This window comes from Mesorhizobium sp. SP-1A (assembly GCF_032460275.1).
In the GTDB taxonomy this organism is placed as follows: Bacteria; Pseudomonadota; Alphaproteobacteria; order Rhizobiales; family Rhizobiaceae; genus Mesorhizobium.
The window spans coordinates 62,720-76,324 of the sequence record NZ_JAVXZD010000005.1 but is presented as its reverse complement, the minus strand read 5'-3'; the positions used below and the strand labels follow the sequence as shown (position 1 = coordinate 76,324).

Here is a 13,605-nt window from a genome sequence, read left to right as displayed (position 1 = left end):
CGTGCCATGAGGCCGGTGCAAAAGGGGGATCCGCATGAACAGCATATTGGTGCGCTCGGGCGTCGTTGCCCTGGCTTCCGTTGTGGCGTCTCTCGTGCTGGCGGTCAGCATCGTGCCCGCGCTGGGCGGCACGGTCGACGGCAACGCCTGGATGATGTGCGTGCTCTGTCCGTTGCTGATCGCCTGGCCCGCCAGCGCCTACACCTTCTGGCAGAGCGACCGGCTGAAAAGCGCGCATCGCGAACTTGCCCGCACCCACGCCCAGCTTGCCGCCGCACACCGCCGCCTTGCCGAAAAGGCGAGCCGCGACGACATGACCGGCATGCTCAATCGCGAAACCTTCTTCGCCAGGCTCGACCGTTCGCGCCGCCGGAGCGACCGCGGCACGCTGCTCATCATCGACGCCGATAATTTCAAGGCGATCAACGACAATTACGGCCACCTGACCGGCGACGAGGCGCTGCTGCTGATCGCAGAAGCCATCCGCAGCGGCGTGCGCTCCGGCGACGTGCTTGGCCGTATCGGCGGCGAGGAATTCGGCGCTTTTCTCACGGGCGCCGGCGAGCAGGAGGCACGCCAGGTCGCCGAGCGCGTGCGGCGCGAGGTCGAAAGCATAAGCTTCCAGCCGAAGGAAGGACAAATGCTGCCGTTGACCGTCTCGATCGGCGGCACGGTCTGTGCGTCCGAAGCGACCGTGCCGGAACTGGTGCGCGCCGCAGACCGCCTCCTCTACGAGGCCAAGCATCGCGGCCGCAATCGCGTCATCATCGGCAAGGCGCCGGTGTCGCGCGCCGCCTGATCGTTTTACGCTCGAAACGGGGCGGATCAGCCCGTGACGAGACCCTTCAACCGGTATAGGGCCTCGAGCGCCTCGCGCGGCGTCATCTCGTCGGGATTGAGATCGGCGAGCGCCTCGCCCACCGCGTCGGTCTTCGCCGGCTTGGGCGGCTCGCGCCTCGCGACGGCCGAAAACAGCGGCAGGTCGTCCACCAGCCGGTCGGTCTTGCCCGACGTCTCACCGGCCTCGAGCTGGTGCAGCACGTCTTTGGCCCGCTGCACCACCGCTTCGGGCAGGCCCGCGAGACGGGCCACCTGAACGCCATAGCTGCGGTCAGCGGCACCCTTGCCGACCTCGTGCAGGAACACGACGTCGCCTTCCCATTCCTTGACCCGCATGGTGACGTTGTGAAGGCGCGGAAGTTTCTCGGCCAGCGCCGTCATCTCGTGGAAATGCGTGGCGAAAATCGCGCGGCAACGGTTCTTTTCATGCAGATACTCCACCGCCGCCCAGGCGATGGACAGGCCGTCGAAGGTCGCCGTGCCACGTCCGATCTCGTCGAGGATCACCAGCGCGCGCTCGCCCGCCTGGTTGAGGATCGCCGCCGTCTCCACCATCTCGACCATGAAGGTGGAGCGGCCGCGCGCCAGGTCGTCCGAGGCGCCGACGCGGGAGAACAGTCGATCGACCACGCCGATATGGGCGCTCGCCGCCGGCACATAGGAACCGGCCTGCGCCAGCACGGCGATCAGCGCGTTCTGGCGCAGGAAGGTGGATTTGCCGCCCATGTTCGGGCCGGTCAGCAGCCAGATGGCGCCGTATCTGCCGTCGCCTTCCGGCGACAGGGCACAATCATTGGCAACGAAGGGGCCTTCGCCGGTCCGGCGCAGCGCCTGTTCGACAACCGGATGGCGGCCGCCGGTCACCTCGAAGGCGAGGCTGGAATCGACCTGCGGCCGGCACCAGTTCTCGCTCTCCGACAACAGCGCCAGCGCCGCCGAGACGTCGAGCACGGCAAGCGCGTCCGCGCCGGCGCGGATCTTCTCCGCTTCGCCCACGGCTTCCGCGACCAGCGCCTCGAAGGCCGCCAGCTCGATGGCGAGCGCCCGGTCGGCCGCATTGGCGATCTTCGTCTCCAGCCCGGCGAGTTCGGTCGTGGTGAAGCGCATGGCGTTGGCCATGGTCTGGCGGTGGATGAAGCGCGACTTGGCCTCGTCCGTGCCGGTCAGGGCTGCCTGATGGTTGGCGGTGACCTCGATATAGTAGCCCAGCACATTGTTATGACGGATCTTCAGGGAACGGATGCCGGTTTCCTCGGCAAGGTCTCGTTCCATGGCGGCGATGACCTTGCGCGTGCCGTCCCGCAGCGCGCGCATCTCGTCCAGTTCGGCGTCGTAGCCGGCGCGCAGAAAGCCGCCGTCGCGCTTCAAGAGCGGCAGGTCGTCATCCAGCGCGCGCGCCAGATGCCCGGCCAGCGACAGGGGCAGGGCGGCTATGGCTTCCGCCGCGTCGTGCAGTTCCTGCGGCAGCAACCTGTCGGCGAGGATCTCGGCGATTTCGCCGGACGCCTGGAAGCCGGCGCGCAAGGCCCCGAGGTCGCGCGGACCGCCGCGGTTGAGCGCCAGGCGCGACAGGGCGCGCGGCATGTCTGCCACGCCCTTCAACGCCAGCCGCACGGCCTGGCAGAGCCGTGGCTCGCCGCGGAAGAAGGAGACCGAATCCAGCCGCGCCGTTATCCTTTCCGGGTCGGTCAGCGGCGCCGTCAGCCTGTCGGCGAGCAGGCGGGCTCCGGCGCCCGTCACGGTGCGGTCGACGGCCTTGACCAATGAGCCTTCGCGATTGCCCGACAAGGTGCGCAGTATTTCCAGGTTGGTGCGCGTGGCCGGATCAATGAACAGCGTCGAGCCGTTTTCTTCGCGCTCGGGATAGGCCAGCCGGGGCCTTTCGGCCTTCTGCGTCTTCTCGACATAGGCGACCACGCCCGAGATCGCCGACAGTTCGGCGCGCGAGAAGGTGCCGAAGCTGTCCGGCGTCGCCACCTCGAAGAAGCGGGCGATACGGCCGGCTGCCGAAGCCGAATCGAACAGATTTGCGGGTTGAGGATTGGCTACGCGGCCGAGCACGTCGAAAAGCGGCTTCAGTTCCGGATCGTGGAACACCGGCTCGGCCATGATGAGCTCGCGCGGATCGACGCGGAATATGTCTGCCAGCAGGCGGTCGGCAGCGCTCTCCGTCACGCGGAAGGTGCCGGTCGAAAGCTCGATCCAGGCGAGCGCATAGGACTGGTCGCTTCCGCCCTTGATGCGCCCCAGCGCCATCAGGAAGCTGGATTCCGACGGTGCCAGCAGCTTGTCCTCGGTGATGGTGCCGGGCGTGACGAGACGGATCACGTCGCGTCTGACCACCGACTTGGAGCCGCGTTTCTTCGCCTCCGCCGGATCCTCCGTCTGCTCGCACACCGCGACCCGGAATCCCAGCGCGATCAGCTTCTGGAGATAGTCGTCCGCGGCATGGACCGGCACGCCGCACATGGGAATGTCGGCGCCCTGGTGCTTGCCGCGCCTGGTCAGCACGATGCCCAGCGCCGCGCTCGCCTTCTCCGCGTCCTCGAAGAACAGTTCGTAGAAGTCGCCCATGCGGTAGAACAGCAGCGAATCCGGGTTCGCTGCCTTGATCTCGATATATTGTTCCATCATCGGCGTCGCGCCTGCGCCCGGCGTCAAGGGCGCGGCGATGGTGACGGCGTCTGTGCGGATCGGGGTTTCGTCGTTCAAGAAACTGTTTCCAAAATTCCCGAAAGCCATCTGCTTGGCGCTTTACCGCGGCAAAGTGTAGCCTTAATCCGGAACACTCCACAAAGAAACGCTGCCTGGGGATCACGCAGGAGATCGCGGCGGCACAGGCGAGGACATTTCACCGCATGGCAAAGACGAACGAGCCCTCCGGACCCTCCGTCAGCGCTCAGGAGGCGCTGGAGTTCCACGCCATGGGCCGTCCCGGCAAGCTGGAAATCGTCGCCACCAAGCCGATGGCCACCCAGCGCGACCTCAGTCTCGCCTATTCGCCCGGGGTCGCCGTGCCGGTCAAGGCGATCGCCGAGGACCCCAGCCGCGCCTTCGATTACACCAGCCGCGGCAACATGGTGGCCGTCATCTCCAACGGCACGGCCATTCTCGGCCTCGGCAATCTCGGCGCGCTCGCCTCCAAGCCGGTGATGGAGGGCAAGGCGGTTCTGTTCAAGCGCTTCGCCGACGTCGATTCCATCGACCTCGAAGTGGCGACCGAGGACGCCGACGAGTTCATCAATTGCGTGCGCTATCTCGGCCCTTCCTTCGGCGGCATCAATCTGGAGGACATCAAGGCGCCCGAATGCTTCATCATCGAGCAGAAGCTGCGCGAACTGATGGACATCCCCGTCTTCCACGACGACCAGCACGGCACCGCCATCATCTCGGCCGCCGGCCTGATCAATGCGCTGAAGGTCACCGGCCGCGGCATGAAAACCGCGAAGCTCGTCTGCAACGGCGCGGGTTCGGCCGGCATCGCCTGCATCGAATTGATCAAGGCGATGGGCTTCTCGCCCGAAAACATCATCCTGTGCGACACCAAGGGCGTCGTCTACCAGGGCCGCACCGAAGGCATGAACCAGTGGAAGTCGGCCCATGCGGTGAAGACCGACGCGCGCACGCTGGCCGACGCGATGGACGGCGCAGACATCGTTTTCGGCCTCTCCGCCAAGGGTGCGCTGACGCCGGCGATGATCCGGTCGATGGCCAAGAACCCGATCATCTTCGCCATGGCCAATCCCGACCCGGAGATCACGCCGGAGGAGGTTGCCGAAATCCGCACCGATGCCATCATGGCCACCGGCCGCTCGGACTATCCGAACCAGGTCAACAACGTTCTCGGCTTCCCATACATCTTCCGCGGCGCGCTGGACGTGCGCGCCACCACCATCAACGACGAGATGAAGATCGCGGCCGCCCACGCGCTGGCCGAGCTTGCCAGGCAGGACGTGCCGGATGACGTCGCGGCCGCCTATCAGGGCAACCGGCCGAAATTCGGTCCCAACTACATCATTCCGGTACCGTTCGATCCGCGCCTGATCTCGGCCGTGCCGGTGGCCGTGGCCAGGGCCGCCATGGAAACCGGCGTGGCGCGCCGGCCGATCATCGACCTCGACCGCTATGCGCAGGAGCTTTCGGCGCGCCGCGACCCGATCGCCTCGACGCTGCAACGCATCTACGACCGCGTCCGGCGTCAGCCGAAGCGCATCGTCTTCGCCGAGGGCGAAGAGGAGCAGGTCATGCGCGCGGCGGTGGCCTATGTGAACCAGAAGCTCGGCACCGCCATCCTGCTCGGCCGCGACGACATCATCAAGGATAACGCACGCAATGCCGGCATCGACCTCGACCGGCCGGGGCTGGAGATCATCAATGCGCGGCTGTCGCGCCGCAACGCGATCTATACCGACTATCTCTACGAGCGCCTGCAGCGGAAGGGCTTCCTGCTGCGCGATTGCCAGCGCCTCATCAACAACGACCGCAACCATTTCGCCGCCTGCATGGTGGCGCTGGGCGATGCCGACGGCGTCGTCACCGGCGTGACGCGCAATTACTCGACGGCGCTCGAGGATGTGCGCCGCATCATCGACGCCAAGCCGGGACATGCGGTGATCGGCGTTTCCATCGTGCTGGCGCGGGGCCGCACGGTGATCGTGGCCGATACCGCCGTGCACGACATGCCGAACGCCGAGCAAATCGCCGACATCGCCGAGGAGACGGCCAATTTCGCCCGCCGCATGGGCTACGAGCCGCGCGTGGCGATGCTGGCCTACTCCACCTTCGGCCATCCGCATGGCGAGCGCTCGGAGCGGATACAGGAAGCGGTGAAAATTTTGGACAAACGCCGTGTCGATTTCGAATATGACGGCGAAATGGCTGCGGACGTGGCGCTCAATCCGCGCGGCATGCAGCTTTATCCGTTCTGCCGCCTGACCGGCCCGGCCAATGTGCTGATCATGCCGGCCTTCCACTCGGCTTCGATATCCACCAAGCTGTTGCAGGAACTGGGCGGCTCCACCGTGATCGGTCCGCTCTTGGTCGGCCTCAACAAGCCGGTGCAGATCGTGCCCCTGAACGCCAAGGACAGCGACATCGTCAACATGGCCGCCATCGCGGCCTACAATGCGGGGCAATGAGCGGCCGCCCGGCCGCCGAAATCGCAATCTGTAAGTGAAATGGCTCACATTCCGCAGCCGCCCCGTCTCCTAGACCTGAATGGAACGGATTGGGAGCGACAGGAGCGGAATGTGCGCATGAAGGTCGGGCCGGCGAAGCGGGAAGGCAATCCCCGCGTGATTTTCGACCAGGAACTGGAAAGCGGGGAGATGCAGGCCCTGTCGCCCACCAGGGTGGTGATCTCGATCACGGCCGACTCGCTCTACAGGAAGTCGGGCAACGGCGACAATTCCAGCTATCGCTATGACATCATCCTGTCGGCGGAGGAAATCGTCGCCTTGACGAACAGGATGGCAGGGCAGGTCGAAACGTAGACGGCGATCGGAACCTCTCCGCCGCTCCTTGCGGAACGGCGGAAAAGGCCGGCGCCCGGGCCCTGCCGTCAGGCGGCCCTTTGTCCCTCCATCGGCCGGATATTCTGGTTCATGCGGAACAGGTTCAGCGGATCGTAGCGCTGTTTCAGTTCGGATAGCCGGCGATAGTTGCCGGCATAGGCCGCCTCGACCCGCTCCTCCTCGTCGCCCGGCATGAAGTTGACATAGGCCGTGCCGATCGCATGCGGCCTGGCGGCCTCATAGACCGAACGTGCCCACTCCTTGCAGGGCTTGTCCATGTTCGTTTCCCGCCAGCGGGCATGCACGTTCATGACGAAATGCGAGCTGCGCTGCGGGAAGGCGGTGGCGTTGACCGCCACGCGACCGGCGGCGCCGCCGACATGGCCGATGAAGATCTCGCATTCCGGGCCGGGCAGTTCGCGGATCGCGCCAAGCAGGACCTCGATGGTCGCGTCCGACAGGCTCGTGAAATCATGGCTCTTCCAGTAGTTGCGCGCGCCCGGCGCCAGCAGCGGGTCGAACGCCTGCTGCCATGCGGTGAAGGGGTGCGGGCTCACCACGTCGACGATCGGCTTGCCGATGCCGCGCAGGCGGGCCGTGGCCTTTTCTCCCTCCTGCAGGTCGCCGCAATAGCACATGGCCAGCACCAGCACCGACTTGCCGTGCCATTCCGGCGGCAGGAACGGCAATGGCGGCGCCTTGCGCATGACCACCCAGCAGGTCAGTTCGTCGGGCGCCTGGTCGATCGCTTCCCGGTATTGCCGCAGCACCGACACAGCGTCGGCGAACGGGTGTACCACCAGGCCGGACAGGACCTGCGGGCCCATCCGGTGAAGCCTGAACTCGAAGGCCGTGACAACGCCGAAATTGCCGCCGCCGCCACGCAGCGCCCAGAACAGCTCCGGATTTTCCGTCGCGCTGGCACGCACGATCTCGCCGTTAGCGGTCACGATGTCGGCCGCGAGCAGATTGTCGAGCGTCAGGCCGAACTTGCGTGTCGTCCAGCCGAAGCCGCCGCCCAATGTCAGCCCGGCGATGCCGGTGGTGGAGTTGATGCCGGTGGGCAGAACCAGCGCGAAGGCCTGCGTTTCCTTGTCCACGTCGGCCAGGGTGGCGCCGGGTTCCACCCAGGCCCGCTTGCCCGCGACATCGACCCGCACGGATTTCATCTGCGACAGGTCGATCATGAGCCCGCCGTCGCAGACCGCGTTTCCGGCGATGTTGTGGCCGCCGCCGCGCACGGCGACGAGCAGCCGGTTGTCGCGGGCGAAGCGCACCGCTTCCCGCACATCGGCCGCGCCCGCGCAGCGGATGATAAGGCCGGGACGCCGGTCGATCATGGCGTTCCAGACCGAGCGCGCCTGGTCATAGGCTTCGTCGCTCTGCCGCAGCACCGTGCCGCGCAGCCGCGCCGAAAGCGCCGCCAGCGCTTCGGGATCGATCCTGGCCTTTCCTGATTCGAGGGTCGTGAGGGCGAGGTCGTTCATGGGTTCCTCCCGGGTTCTCAACCCCCCTTCACCGGGATTCTGCGCTTGTATTAGCGTTGCCGCAACTATTCATCCCACCGCAAAGCTAAGCAATTCGATGGCAACCCGTGATTGCGGTCTGGACTGTCGGTGCCCCGGATTTTGTTACCGGTGCCGCTTGCGGCGCAGCCAAAGATAGCCCCCGATCGCCAAGACTGCGGGCAGGCCTGCGCCGATGACGGGTGCGGGGGCGGAATAGGATTGCTTGCTGCCTCCGGGTCCCCAACCGAGGCCTGGCGTCGGCCCTCTGTCGGGCGGCTTGTCGGCGAGCGCAGGCGCGGCTGCAAGCATGCAGGCGCCAGCCGCCAGTAAAATGATCTTCGCTTGTGACATGGAGTGCTCCTACGGCTGGCCGTATAGTATGGAGCCGCGGCGCAAAGGTGGAAGTGCCACAAAGTGGTAGGCCGGCCTCAGCCGATCGGATAGCGGTTCGCGGATCCTGGGCGGACATCACCCCTCGGAGCATATGGCCGGAGCGCCGGCGCCGGTCGCGGCGCACTCCGGGGTCGATCCGGCCGCGAGTCTAGGCGGAGCGCCTACAGCAGTCCGGCCTGCTCGGCCTCGTATTTCAGGTTCTGGCGCGGGCGCGGCCCGATCTGCTGGATGACCAGTCCGGCGGCGAGCGATCCGAGATCGCCGCAGTCCTTCAGGGGCCGGCCCTGCGTGTAGCCGTGCAGGAAGCCGGCCGCATAGAGGTCGCCGGCGCCGGTGGTGTCGACCAGCTCGCGGATCGGCGTCGCTTCGATCGTCACCGTCTCGCCGCCGCGCACGATGACCGAGCCCTTTTCCGAGCGGGTCACGGCGGCCAGCTTGCAGTCGCGCCGGATCTGCTCCAGCGCCTCGTCGAAGGACGGCGTCTGGTAGAGCGACTTGATCTCGTGGCTGTTGGCGAAGACGATATCGACAGTGCCGGACCGCATCAGGTCGAGGAACTCGTCGCGATAGCGGTCCACGCAGAAGGAATCCGACAGCGTCATCGACACTTCGCGGCCGGCTTCGTGAGCCAGCGCGGCGGTCTGGCGGATCGCCTCCTTGGCGCGGGGCGGGTCCCACAGATAGCCTTCGAAATAGGTGACCTTGGCGCCGCGCGCCTTTTCCGGCTCGACGTCTTCCGGCCCCAGCTCGACGCAGGCGCCGAGATAGGTGTTCATGGAGCGCTCGCCGTCGGGCGTGACGAAGATCATCGAGCGCGCGGTGGGCGGCTCTCCCGTCAGCGGGCGTGTGTTGAAGGCAACGCCCTGGGCGCGGATGTCATGGGCGTAGATTTCGCCGAGATGATCCTTCGAGACCTTGCCGAAATAGGCCGCACGGCCGCCGAAGGAGGCGATCCCGGCCGCCGTGTTGCCGGCGCTGCCGCCCGAGGCCTCGATGGCCGGTCCCATGCGGGAATAGAGCAGCTCGGCGCGGCGCGCGTCGATCAGGTTCATGGCACCCTTGATGATGCCGTTCGTCTCCAGGAAAGCCTCGTCGCATTGGGCTATGATGTCGACAATCGCGTTGCCGATGCACAGGACGTCATAGTCGGCCATGCGCCGCTTTCTCCACACTAGAGCATTTCAACCCCGAGAACATGCGGGCGGACCGCCGTTCAGCCGCGGGCGGGTGTAAAGCATGGCGGATGGTTTGCAAACCCCGTTTCGGACGACGCTTCAGCGCAGCAGGAAGCCTCGGCCAAGCTCGTCGTCCGGTTCCAGCATGAATTCGGCCTTGCCGCTGTAATAGGCGCGACCGCCGACCCGGGCTATCACCGCCGGATGCGGCCCGGCCGTCGTTTCGCGTGCGACCGCGCCGGTGAAGCGCGAGCCGGCGATGCTTTCGAACAGCCGGGTCTCGCCGACGGCGAGTTGCCCTTTTGCGTGCATGGCCGCCAGCCGGGCGGTGACGCCGGAGCCGGTCGGCGAGCGATCCACCTCGGCATCGGCGAAGACACAGACGTTCTTCGTCGCAATGCCGCCCGCTCCGTCGCCGCCATCGGTCAGGATCGTGCCGTAGAGGAAAGCCAGATCGTCATGGTCGGGATGGGCGAGCGGAAATTCCGCCTTGAGCTTATCGGTCAGCGCCGTCGCGGCATCCACGAAGTCGCGGACGCGGTTCCTGCCGAACTCGAGATCGAACTGCCCGCAGTCGGCCAGCGCGTAGAAGGCGCCGCCATAGGCGACGTCGAAGCGAATGTCGCCAAAGCCTTCCAAAACCGTCGACCGGTCGGCGGCGAAGAGGAAAGCTGGCACGCTCTCGAACGAGACGGCGCCGGCCTTGCCGTCCCTGACTTCGACCGAAGCGACGACCAGCCCGCACGGTGCCTCGATGTTGACGGTTGTCACCGGCTCCTGCGCCGCGACCATGCCGGTATCGACTGCATAGCGGCCAAGCGCGACGATCGCATGGCCGCACATGGTGGAATAGCCTTCATTGTGCATGAACAGCACGGCGAGGTCGGCTTCCGGCAGGCTCGGCTCGACCAGCAGCGCGCCATACATGTCGTAATGGCCGCGCGGCTCGAACATCAGCAGCCGTCGCAGATGGTCGAGCTTGTCTCGCACATAGACGCGCTTCTGAAGGATCGTGGTGCCCTTCGGAAGCTCGGGATAGCCACTGGTGACGATGCGCAGCGGCTCGCCGCCGGTGTGCATGTCCGTGACGGTCAGCGTGCCGTCGTTCATTCGGCGGCCCCGAACATCTTCTGCAGCCGCGGGAAGGCCATGGCCTCACGGGCAAAGCCGAAGGTGCCTTGCTGCAGCATCTCCTGCGAAGCCTTTTCGAGCATGCCGAACGCATAGTTGGTGAGCTTGGAGCCGAGCGAAATGCGCTTGGCGCCCGCGTCGGCGAGCGCTGCGAGGGTGAAATCCGGCGTCGCCAGCACGTTGACCGGCTTCGATACCGACGAGCAGATCGTGCGCACCATCTCGATATCCGTGATGCCGGGCGCATAGAGCACATCGGCGCCCGCCTTCTCGAAAGCCTGCAGGCGCCTGATGGTGTCGTCCAGGTCGGGACGGCCGCGCAGGAAGTTCTCGGCGCGCGCGGTGAAGACGAAATCGTGCTTCAGCGCGCGGGCGGCTTCGACCGCCGCGGCGACGCGCTCGACCGCATGGGAGAATTCATAGATCGGCTTGCCATCGTCACCGGAGAAATCCTCGATCGAACAGCCTGCCAGTCCCGCCGCATCGGCGGCAAAAATGGTTTCGGCAGCACGCTCGGGACTGTCGCCCTTGCCTTTCTCGAGATCCGCCGAAACAGGAAGGTCGGTCGCGGCCACAAGTTCGCGGCAGTGATGGATCATCTCCTCGAAGCCCACGCCGCCGTCGGCCAGGCCGCGCGAGAAGGCGTAGCCCGCGCTGGTCGTCGCCAGCGCCTTGAAGCCGAAGGAAGCGAGCAGCTTTGCCGTGCCGACATCCCACGGATTGGGGATGACGAACGTGTTTGCGTGCAGCTCGCGGAAAATCCTGCCTTTGTCGATCATGGTATCACCCTATGCGGATAGACGCTTGCACGCGAGACTATCGCGCCCATGATCGGCCGGCAAACGTCGTGATGGCCGCAGGTCAGGCGATCGGGATCATTCCTGCCAGTTTGCGCATGTCGTCGAACAGGATGCCGCCCGCCGCCGTCAGGCCTTCACGGTCGCTATGCGGGTCGCCGTGATAGGAAAAGACGCGCATACCCGCGGCGATGCCGGCCTGCGTGCCGGCGACGCTGTCCTCGATGACGATGCAATCCGCAGGCAAAACGCCCATTTCGCGCGCCGCATGCAGGAAGAGATCGGGCGCCGGCTTGCTTTTCTCCACCATCGTGGCGCTGAAAAGCACACCCTTGAAATGCACCAGAAGTCCGGTGCTGCCCAACGTCATGTGCATCTTGTCCAGCCGGGCTGAGGAGGCGACGCAATGGGCGATGCCGGCCCGCTTCACGCTTGCGATGAAGCTTTCGACATGGGGTATGGTTTCGACGCCGCCGGCAAAGAGCGTGGGCAGTTCCCGATACCAGCGCTCGACGAAGTCGTCGCCGACGTCGATACCCTTGTCCTTAAGTTCGGCCTGCACGGAAACGAGGCTGCGGCCGCTGAATTGCTTGCGGCATTCCTCATATCCGATCGGATGGCCTGCCCGCGTGATCCAGGCCGACAAGCGGCGGTTGGCGAGGCCTTCTGTGTCTACCAGGACGCCGTCGCAGTCGAAGATCACCAGCTTCGGTGCCGCCATCAGGCCGTTCCCGTCGAGCCGAACCCGCCATTCCCGCGCGCGGTGCCGCCGGCCAGGCTGCGCTCCTCTGTTTTCACCTGCACCACCGGGGCAAAGACGATCTGGGCGATGCGCATACCGCGCTCGACATAGAAGTCCTCGTCGCCGAGATTGACCAGAAGCACCCCCACTTCGCCGCGATAGTCGCTGTCGACGGTTCCCGGCGTGTTCAGGCAGGTGATGCCGTGCTTGAGCGCGAGCCCGGAGCGGGGCCTGATCTGGCCCTCCAGCCCCTCGGCGATTTCCAGCACCAGGCCGGTGGGTACCAGCGCGCGGCGGCCGGGCAGGATGAGCAGCGGCCGGTCTTCGGGCACGGCGGCGCGCAGGTCCATGCCGGCAGCGCCGGCGGTTTCATAGGCGGGCAGGGGCAGGCCCTCGCTGTGCGGCAGGCGAACAAAGCCCACGGCGGGGCCGATGACGGATGACGGAACGGATTTGGACATGGTGCGATCCTATCGGTCGGGCGTGCCGGACGGTCAACCGCGCAGGACGCCTTTCAAACGTTTTCTCTTAACCTGAACCGGCGCGATAGGCATCACGGGCTCGGTGGAAATATGGCGACGTACCGCGTTTACCCTTTGTTACCCATGACGGGCGAATATCGGCCGGTCGCGGCGACAGTGTGGAGGCAGGCGATCATGTGCCGATGGGCGGCCTATCTCGGCGAACCGGTCTTTCTCGAGGAGATCGTCACCGCGCCCTGCCATTGCTGATCGCCCAGAGCCACCACGCGCAGGAGGCCAAGTCGCCGACCAACGGCGACGGTTTCGGCCTTGCCTGGTATGGCGAGCGCGGTGAACCCGGCCTTTATCGCGACATATTGCCGGCATGGTCCGATCCCAACCTGAAAAGCCTGTGCCGGCAGATTCGCTCCGGCCTGTTCCTGGCCCATGTGCGCGCCGCGACCGGGGGCGCCACCAGCCGCGGCAACTGCCATCCCTTCACCCATGGCCGCTGGAGCTTCATGCACAACGGCCAGATCGACGGTTTCGACAGGATCAGGCGCAGCCTCGAAGCCGGTCTGTCGGACGAGCTCTACGATCGGCGGGAAGGCACCACCGATTCAGAGCTGTTCTTCCTGCTGATGCTTCAGGAAGGGCTCGATTCCGATCCCTGCAAAGCGGCGGGGCGCGCGGTCGCCCGCGTCGCGGCGGCATCCCGGCTCGCCGGCATGGAACCGGCCTTCAAGCTCACGGCCGCCTTCGCCGACGGCAGGACGCTCTATGCCGTGCGCTACGCCAGCCAGGGCCATGCGCCGACGCTCTACACCTCCGCGTTCCGCGATCTCGGCCGCTGCCTCGTTTCGGAGCCGTTCGACCGCGAATGCGGGCAGTGGGACGCCGTTCCGCCCTCCAGCTTCGTCACCATCACGACGACCGGCGTTGCGGTGCGCCCGTTCGAACTGGAACCGGCGAAACTGGCGCTGGCGAGCTAGGCCTATTCCAATCGACAAGCGGTCGAAGCGCTGCTAGAAGCCGCGCAATCAAC

11 protein-coding genes and 1 pseudogene are annotated in these 13,605 nt (G+C 66.0%); 4 read left to right on the top strand and 8 right to left on the bottom strand.

The annotated features are described in order from the left end of the window. The first annotated feature begins 34 nt into the window (after positions 1–34). Entirely contained in the window at positions 35–799 is a 765-nt protein-coding gene (locus QU595_RS21845) for a GGDEF domain-containing protein (protein WP_315925874.1), read from the top strand. A gap of 26 nt (positions 800–825) precedes the next feature. Here QU595_RS21845 and mutS read toward each other — a convergent pair whose 3' ends face one another. Further along, on the bottom strand, positions 826–3,474 hold the full coding sequence (gene mutS / locus QU595_RS21840; protein ID WP_315926471.1) for a DNA mismatch repair protein MutS: 2,649 nt from the start codon (positions 3,472–3,474) through the stop codon (positions 826–828). A 224-nt stretch (positions 3,475–3,698) separates the two neighbouring features. On the opposite strand from mutS, the gene QU595_RS21835 reads away from it, so the two are divergent. Both QU595_RS21835 and QU595_RS21830 read left to right on the top strand, forming a co-directional pair. After that, positions 3,699–5,978, top strand: a complete 2,280-nt coding sequence (locus tag QU595_RS21835) for an NADP-dependent malic enzyme (protein ID WP_315925872.1) — start codon at positions 3,699–3,701, stop codon at positions 5,976–5,978. Between the two features lie 117 nt (positions 5,979–6,095). After that, positions 6,096–6,332, top strand: coding sequence for a hypothetical protein (locus QU595_RS21830; protein ID WP_315925870.1), 237 nt, complete (start codon positions 6,096–6,098; stop codon positions 6,330–6,332). A gap of 68 nt (positions 6,333–6,400) precedes the next feature. On the opposite strand, the gene QU595_RS21825 is transcribed toward QU595_RS21830, so the two are convergent. The 7 genes from QU595_RS21825 to dut form a co-directional block, all read right to left on the bottom strand. Then, a complete protein-coding gene (locus QU595_RS21825; protein WP_315925868.1) occupies positions 6,401–7,840 on the bottom strand; it encodes an FAD-binding oxidoreductase in 1,440 nt (479 codons plus the stop codon). A 144-nt stretch (positions 7,841–7,984) separates the two neighbouring features. After that, positions 7,985–8,212, bottom strand: coding sequence for a hypothetical protein (locus QU595_RS21820; protein ID WP_315925866.1), 228 nt, complete (start codon positions 8,210–8,212; stop codon positions 7,985–7,987). A 203-nt stretch (positions 8,213–8,415) separates the two neighbouring features. Further along, positions 8,416–9,408 (bottom strand): adenosine kinase, encoded by a 993-nt coding sequence (locus QU595_RS21815; RefSeq protein WP_315925864.1) that lies wholly within the window; start codon positions 9,406–9,408, stop codon positions 8,416–8,418. Positions 9,409–9,528: 120 nt separating this feature from the next. Next, positions 9,529–10,539: a proline racemase family protein gene (locus QU595_RS21810; RefSeq protein ID WP_315925862.1), complete on the bottom strand. Its 1,011-nt coding sequence runs from the start codon at positions 10,537–10,539 to the stop codon at positions 9,529–9,531. Beyond that, positions 10,536–11,336: an isocitrate lyase/phosphoenolpyruvate mutase family protein gene (locus tag QU595_RS21805; RefSeq protein ID WP_315926469.1), complete on the bottom strand. Its 801-nt coding sequence runs from the start codon at positions 11,334–11,336 to the stop codon at positions 10,536–10,538. The genes QU595_RS21810 and QU595_RS21805 overlap by 4 nt, the downstream gene beginning before the upstream one ends. 85 nt (positions 11,337–11,421) lie before the next feature. After that, positions 11,422–12,078, bottom strand: a complete 657-nt coding sequence (locus QU595_RS21800) for an HAD family phosphatase (RefSeq protein WP_315925860.1) — start codon at positions 12,076–12,078, stop codon at positions 11,422–11,424. After that, entirely contained in the window at positions 12,078–12,560 is a 483-nt protein-coding gene (gene dut / locus QU595_RS21795; RefSeq protein WP_315925858.1) for a dUTP diphosphatase, read from the bottom strand. The genes QU595_RS21800 and dut overlap by 1 nt, the downstream gene beginning before the upstream one ends. 195 nt (positions 12,561–12,755) lie before the next feature. On the opposite strand from dut, the pseudogene QU595_RS21790 reads away from it, so the two are divergent. Next, a pseudogene (locus QU595_RS21790) lies at positions 12,756–13,552 on the top strand (class II glutamine amidotransferase). Positions 13,553–13,605: the final 53 nt, after the last annotated feature.

Coding starts and splice junctions, on each gene's coding strand:
- QU595_RS21820 (WP_315925866.1), bottom strand. CDS start 8,212: ATGTCACAAGCGAAGATCATTTTACTGGCGGCTGGCGCCTGCATGCTT.
- QU595_RS21800 (WP_315925860.1), bottom strand. CDS start 12,078: ATGGCGGCACCGAAGCTGGTGATCTTCGACTGCGACGGCGTCCTGGTA.
- QU595_RS21815 (WP_315925864.1), bottom strand. CDS start 9,408: ATGGCCGACTATGACGTCCTGTGCATCGGCAACGCGATTGTCGACATC.
- QU595_RS21825 (WP_315925868.1), bottom strand. CDS start 7,840: ATGAACGACCTCGCCCTCACGACCCTCGAATCAGGAAAGGCCAGGATC.
- dut (WP_315925858.1), bottom strand. CDS start 12,560: ATGTCCAAATCCGTTCCGTCATCCGTCATCGGCCCCGCCGTGGGCTTT.
- QU595_RS21810 (WP_315925862.1), bottom strand. CDS start 10,539: ATGAACGACGGCACGCTGACCGTCACGGACATGCACACCGGCGGCGAG.
- mutS (WP_315926471.1), bottom strand. CDS start 3,474: ATGATGGAACAATATATCGAGATCAAGGCAGCGAACCCGGATTCGCTG.
- QU595_RS21835 (WP_315925872.1), top strand. CDS start 3,699: ATGGCAAAGACGAACGAGCCCTCCGGACCCTCCGTCAGCGCTCAGGAG.
- QU595_RS21830 (WP_315925870.1), top strand. CDS start 6,096: ATGAAGGTCGGGCCGGCGAAGCGGGAAGGCAATCCCCGCGTGATTTTC.
- QU595_RS21845 (WP_315925874.1), top strand. CDS start 35: ATGAACAGCATATTGGTGCGCTCGGGCGTCGTTGCCCTGGCTTCCGTT.